A 5,224-nucleotide genomic window follows, 5' to 3' on the forward strand; every position below is an offset into this window, starting at 1 on the left:
CGGCACCGACCGGCCTGGTCACCCGAACCCGCACCCGCCCGGTCGGCCCGCACGGCAGCACGAACCACTCCGACGTGGTGCCGTACGGATCGTCCGGGTCCCCGCTCCCCGTCCCGCCGCCGCCGCCGGACGCGCCGTCGCCCGGGGCGCTGTCGGACACCGCGAACGAGAGGTCCGGCAACTCGTCGGCGGACCGGCCGGCCCGGGCGTCCAGGAAATCCTGGAGCGCCCGGTCGAGCACCGGTCGCCGGTCGGACAGGGGGGTGGGGTCGGACAACTCTCTGCTCCTGGCTTCGGTCGACGGGCACGGTGGCTCCGTGTGTGCCCCGGCCGTGGTGGCCTGGTCGTGCCCTGCGGCGGGCGGCCGGCTCCTCAGCCGGCTTCGTCGTACGGGCGTGTCCGCCACTCGCGCGGCGGGACGCCGTAGGCGGCGCGGAAGGCCCGGCTGAAGTGCGCCGGGTTGGCGAAGCCCCAGCGCTGGGCGACGGCCGACACGGTGGGCGCGGTGCGGCCGCGCCGGGCCAGCTCGCCGGCGCAGGCGTCCAGGCGGAGCCGCTGGACGAGGCGGCTCACCGTCACGCCCTCGCCCTCGAAGAGCCGGTGCAGGTAGCGCACGGAGATGTGGTGGGCCCGGGCGATCCGCTCGGGCGACAGGTCCGGGTCGCCCAGGTGGCAGTCGATGTACTCCCGCACCCGCCGGACCAGGTGGGCGTTCCGGGCGCCCGGTCCGTCGGCCTCCCCGGCCGGCACCAGCTGGGCGATGAGGGTGCTGAACAGGCCGGCGACGCTGCCGGCCAGCCGGTCCCCGACCGGGTCGGGGTAGGAGTGCGCGGAGGCGGCGAGAACACCCAGGAAGGACAGGATCACCGGTCCGCACCCGTCGGTCGGGCCGACGGCCGTCGCGGAGGCGTGCCGCAGGTCGCGCTCCGGGACGCCCAGCAGGCGGCGCGGCACGTGGAACAGGTGGGTGCGGAACCGCTCCGGGTAGTCCACCGCGAACGGGCGCGCCGTGTCGTAGAGGACCAGCCCGCCCGGCGGCACCTCCGCGCGGCGCCCGTCCTGCTCCAGGACGGCCCGGCCCGACACCTGCACGCCGACCCCGACCTGCGGCTCGCTGTGCGGCGTGCGCGCGATCAGCGCCGCCGTGCGGGAGAGCCGGGCCGCGTCGGCCTCCAGCGTGGAGATCCGCACGTACCCGAGGCGGTGCGACTCCAGGAGTCCGTCGAACGGCCGCCCGGTGAGCGGGCGCACCTCCAGCGGCACCAGCGACCGCGACACCGCCCCGCTCCAGAAGGCCGCCTTGTCGCGGTCCGCGACCGACGCCGTCGTCACCCGCAAGCCCATCTGACCGTCCTTCCGCCGGAGTCCTGCGCACTCTCAGCGTGGCCCGCGGGCGCGGCGGGCCGGTAGGTCATCTGACTGTCGTCCCGGGGCGGTGCGCCGGGAAGCCCGGCGGGGCGGCCGGGGCAAGCCGGCCGGGCGGGCGTTCCCCCAGGTCAGCCGCCTTCGAGGGCGTGGGAGAGCGCGGCCCGCGTGGTGATGCCGAGCTTGGGGAAGATCTTGTAGAGGTGAGCCCCGACGGTACGGGGCGACAGCCGGAGCTGCCGGCCGATCTCCTTGTTGGTCAGGCCGGTCGCGGCCAGCCGGGCGATGCGCAGCTCCTGGCCGGTCAGCCCGGACGGGTCGGCGGCCGGCCCGTCCTGCGGCAGCGCCACGGAGTCGCCCGCGGCCCGCAGTTCCTCCTCGCACTGCGCCGCCCAGGGGGTGGCCCGCAGCCGGCGGAACACGTGGTGGGCCACGCGCAGCGTCTCCCTGGCCCCGGGCCGGTGGCGGCGGCGCAGCCACGCGCCGTGGGCGAGCCTGAGCCGCGCGAGGTCGAACACCCACTGCTCGGCGCCCGGTACCGCGTACGCGGCGAGGTAGGCGGCCTCGGCCTCGGGGTCGTCCGCAGCCAGCGCGGTGGCGGCCACGCACAGGAAGGCGTGGCGTCCGGAGATCTCCGCCGAGCGCGCCGCGGCTCCGGCCGCGAGGTGGGCGCGGGCCTCGTCGAGGCGTCCGGTGTGCACGGCGGCCGTCACCAGGTCGAGGACCAGCGTGTGGTGCCACGGCTGGCCGCCGGACAGGCGCCCGGGCGGGGTGAGTTCGCAGAAGTGCGCGTACGCCTCCTCGTAGCGCCGGTGGGCAAGCGCGGCCAGGCCGCGCAGATGGGTCAGGCGGTCGAGGACGTACCGCATCCGGGCGCGCGTGGCGACCGGCCCGATGGTCCGCTCGATCTCCTGGAGCCCGGCCACGTCGCCCCGGCCGGCCAGGAAGTGGGCGTAGTACTGGCGGAACATCAGGCCGTTCGTGTGGTAGCCGAGCTCGTCCGCCTCCTCGGCCTCGCGCAGGCAGACGGCTGCCCGGTCCCAGTACCCGAGCAGGTAGTCCTGGTGGGCCTTGGCCTTGGCGACCGAGCCCTGGGTGGCGTAGCCGTGCAGCCCGGAGAAGCGCTGCCACAGACCGCTGTCGGGGCTGTCGAGCGCCGAAGCGGTCCAGAGCAGCAGCCAGGCCGCGCCGGCCTCCTGCTCCTCGGTCATGCCGTCGGCGGTCGCCAGCAGGGCGGCGGCCGCGTCCGGGCCCGGCTCGGTCCAGGCCCGCAGACAGAGCCGGCCCACGTCGGAGACGTCGTCCCGGTGCCGTTCCAGGGCGCGCCAGGCCCAGGGGTCGTCCGTGTACGTGGCGGCGAGGAGCAGCTTGAACCAGGCCTGTTCGACCAGTCCGCCGAAGGTGTCGGCGCCCGGCGCGGTCAGCGCGTCGAGGGCCGCGGGCAGCAGCGCGGCGGAGGACTCGAAGTCGACGCGGTGGCTCTGGTCGGCGTAGACCACCGCGTACGAGAACAGCGGGGCGATGTCCTGCGGGACCGTGCTGCTCCTCAGTTCCTCCACCAGGGCCGCGGTGTGGCGCAGCTGCCCCCCGCGGGCCGACATCACGGCGGCCCGGGTGAGCCTGCGGACGCGGTCGCAGGAGCTGGGGCTGAGGACGGCGGCGCGTTCCAGCAGGAGGGCGCCCTCCGCCTCGCCGCCCCGGCGGGCCAGCTCGTGGCCGGCCTCCTGGAGGCGGTGCGCGAGGTCCTCGTCGGGCAGCAGGGCGGCGGCCGCCTCGTGGACCAGTCGCCGGGGGTCCTCCGGTGCGAGGGCCTCGGACAGCGCGCGGTGGGCCTCCCGGCGGGCGGTGTCGGAGGCGGCGGAGACGACGGCGGTGCGCACCAGGGGGTGCCGGAACACGAGCTGCCCGGCCGGGTCGAGCCGGGCCAGGCCCTCGGCCTCGATCCGTTCCAGGATCTCCCGCGCGTTCTCGTCCGCGAGGGCGCGGAGCCACTCGGCGCTGCCGGAGTCCGGGCCGGTGGCCAGGGCGCCGAGCAGCAGCAGGCGGCCGACCTCCGGCGTCACCGTGCCGAGCCGTTCGGCGAACATCCGTTCCAGCTTCCGCCCCAGGGGCAGCCGTTCGGGCAGCGGGGCGGCTCCCCGCTGCTGGGCGTCCGCCAGCTGGCGCGGCAGTTCGACCAGCGCCAGCGGGTTCCCGGCCGCCTCGGCCAGGACGCGTTCCCTGGCGGGCGCCGCGAGTTCGGGGTAGCGGGTGCCCAGCAGCAGGGCCGCGTCCTCGCGGGGAAGGGCCGGGACGTCGACGGCCTCGGCCGACCAGGTCTGGGCGGCCGGTCCGTTCGCGCGGCTGGCCCCGACGATCACCACCGGCAGCTCGGCGCACCGCCGGTGCAGGAAGGCGAAGACGGTCGCGCTCGACGAGTCGATCCAGTGCAGGTCGTCCAGGACCAGCAGCACGGGGGCGGTCCGCACCACCCGCTCCAGCAGGGCCAGTGTCGCGGCGCCGACGGCGAAGCCGCTCGGAGTGCCGGAGCGGATGCCGAACGCGCTGTCCAGGGCCTCGCGCTGATGCGCGGACAGCGCGTCGGAGTGCTGGAGCAGCGACCAGAACGCCTGGTGGAGGGCCCCGAACGCGAGGTCCGTCTCCGCCTCCGTGCCGACCGCGCGCAGGACGGTGAACCCGCGCTCGCGCGCCAGTCGCTCCACCCAGGCCACCAGCGTGCTCTTGCCGACACCGGCGTCGCCGCGCAGCAGGACGGTCGACCCGCTCGCGCCGTCCACGGCCTGGACCAGCGCCGCGGTCAGCAGTCCCGTCTGCCGCTGCCGCCCGACCAGGACCGGAAACCGTCTGTCCTCCGCCACTGGTTCCTCTCCCTCGGGCCGGCCGATCCGCTCACCGGGCATCCCAGGCTACCGCCCGCCGGAACCACCGTTCCGCTGCCGGTACGGCCCCGGACCCCGGCGGCCCGCCCCTCGACGGGCACCGTCGCCGGCGGTCCCCGCGCCGCTGCCGCCGGGGCGGGCGCGGGGACGGGGACGGAACCGTTCCGGTCACTCGCGGTAGAGCAGCACGGTGAGTGCGGCCAGCACGGCGCTGGCGACCAGGGCCCAGGCGATCTGCCCGTGCAGGACCAGCAGCGCACCGGGGACGGCGCCGGCCAGCATGGTGACGACGGAGAGGATCTTGCGGCGCTGGCGGGGGGCGGTGCCCCCGGCCGGGCGGGAGTCGGCGGCCAGGCCGGTCAGGGTGAGGGTCAGCACGGTGGTGGTGAGGTCCGGTACGCCCAGGCCCCGCACGGTGGCGTTGCGGATGCCCATCGCCAGGGCGAGCAGGGCGATCACCGCGTACTGCGCGAACCCCTCGGGGCTCCGCACGAAGAGGACGGCGGCGGCCGCGGCGTGCAGCACGGCCTCCAGGGCGAAGGCCGCGCGCAGTCGTGCGGGTCGCCGGGTCGCGCCCTGTCGGGTGGCGATCCGGCCGGCCACCCCGGCGCCGAGGAGAAAGGCCGCGAGGGAGGTCAGGGAGCCGACCACGGAGAAGCCGGGCGCCCCGGCGAGGGCGAAGGCGACGACCACGACGTTGCCGGTCATGTTCGCGGTGAAGACGTGGCCGAGGCCGAGGTAGCTGACGGCGTCGATCAGGCCGCTGACCAGGGTGAGGGCGAACAGGGCCAGCGCCAGCGGGTGGCGGTCGTGGATCTGCGGTCCGGACGGCTGCGGCGGCGGGGGTGTGGTCACGACGGCTCCTCGTACGGAAGGGGGCTGCGGGCGGGGGGGGGGGGGGGGGAGGAGCCGCCCCCCCCCCCCCGGCGCCGGGGGGTGCGCGGGGGCGAGCATCCCCGTCGAGCGCCGCGGGGCGAGAG

At 76.6% G+C, this 5,224-nt stretch carries 3 protein-coding genes and 1 pseudogene; all 4 read right to left on the minus strand.

Going from position 1 to position 5,224, the window contains the following annotated elements; translation table 11 throughout:
• Positions 1 to 277: pseudogene (locus tag ACFVGO_RS39195) on the minus strand (hypothetical protein); the annotation flags it as partial.
• A 95-nt stretch (positions 278 to 372) separates the two neighbouring features.
• Positions 373 to 1,344, minus strand: coding sequence for a helix-turn-helix domain-containing protein (locus tag ACFVGO_RS39200; protein ID WP_380359286.1), 972 nt, complete (start codon positions 1,342 to 1,344; stop codon positions 373 to 375).
• A gap of 152 nt (positions 1,345 to 1,496) precedes the next feature.
• A complete protein-coding gene (locus tag ACFVGO_RS39205; RefSeq protein ID WP_380636938.1) occupies positions 1,497 to 4,223 on the minus strand; it encodes an AAA family ATPase in 2,727 nt (908 codons plus the stop codon).
• A 189-nt stretch (positions 4,224 to 4,412) separates the two neighbouring features.
• On the minus strand, positions 4,413 to 5,099 hold the full coding sequence (locus ACFVGO_RS39210; protein WP_380359281.1) for a YoaK family protein: 687 nt from the start codon (positions 5,097 to 5,099) through the stop codon (positions 4,413 to 4,415).
• Between the last annotated feature and the right edge of the window lie 125 nt (positions 5,100 to 5,224).

Source organism: Kitasatospora sp. NPDC057738, assembly GCF_042798815.1.
Lineage (GTDB): Bacteria > Actinomycetota > Actinomycetes > Streptomycetales > Streptomycetaceae > Kitasatospora > Kitasatospora lactacystinica.

What these genes read in the sequence shown, in the direction of transcription:
- ACFVGO_RS39200 (WP_380359286.1), bottom strand. Translation starts at nt 1,344, where the DNA reads ATGGGCTTGCGGGTGACGACGGCGTCGGTCGCGGACCGCGACAAGGCG.